General features: G+C 49.8%; 1 protein-coding gene. It reads right to left on the bottom strand.

What is annotated here, in order from left to right; all coding sequences use genetic code 11:
• Nucleotides 1–905: elongation factor Tu (gene tuf / locus J3491_RS11915; RefSeq protein WP_207970360.1), on the bottom strand; the 905-nt coding region annotated here is incomplete at both ends.

Raw genomic sequence — 905 nt, forward strand, 5'->3', positions numbered from 1 at the left:
ATAAGCTCTACGCTCATCTCAACGTTGTCACCAGGCATGACCATTTCTGTACCGTCTTGTAATTGGATTGCGCCAGTTACGTCAGTGGTACGGAAGTAGAACTGTGGACGATAGCCGTTTAGGAACGGAGTATGACGACCACCTTCTTCTTTTGATAGTACGTATACTTCGGCGTCGAAGTTGGTGTGCGGGGTGATTGAACCTGGCTTGGCTAGTACTTGGCCACGTTGTACGTCTTCACGCTTGGTACCACGGAGTAGTACGCCACAGTTTTCGCCTGCACGACCTTCGTCTAACAACTTACGGAACATCTCAACACCAGTACAGGTGGTTTTTTGGGTGTCTTTGATACCGACGATTTCGATTTCGTCACCAACTTTTACGATACCTGATTCAACACGGCCAGTTACAACGGTACCACGACCTGAGATTGAGAATACGTCTTCGATTGGCATTAGGAATGCTTTGTCGATGTCACGCTCTGGCTCTGGGATGTAGGTGTCTAGGGTGTTTAGTAGTTCTACGACTGCTGGTTCGCCGTATTTGCCTTCGTCGCCTTTTAGGGCTTGGGTGGCACTACCTTTCATGATTGGGGTGTCGTCGCCTGGGAAGTCGTAGTCGTTTAGGAGTTCACGTACTTCCATTTCGACGAGCTCTAGCAATTCTTCGTCGTCTACTAGGTCACATTTGTTCATGAAGACGATGATGTATGGTACGCCTACCTGACGTGAAAGCAAGATGTGCTCACGAGTCTGTGGCATTGGGCCATCAGTTGCTGATACAACTAGGATGGCGCCGTCCATTTGTGCGGCACCGGTGATCATGTTTTTAACGTAGTCGGCGTGACCTGGGCAGTCAACGTGGGCGTAGTGACGGGTGTCGGTGTCATACTCTACGTGTGAGGT

This window comes from Psychrobacter halodurans (genome assembly GCF_017498075.1).
GTDB classification, from domain to species: domain Bacteria; phylum Pseudomonadota; class Gammaproteobacteria; order Pseudomonadales; family Moraxellaceae; genus Psychrobacter; species Psychrobacter celer.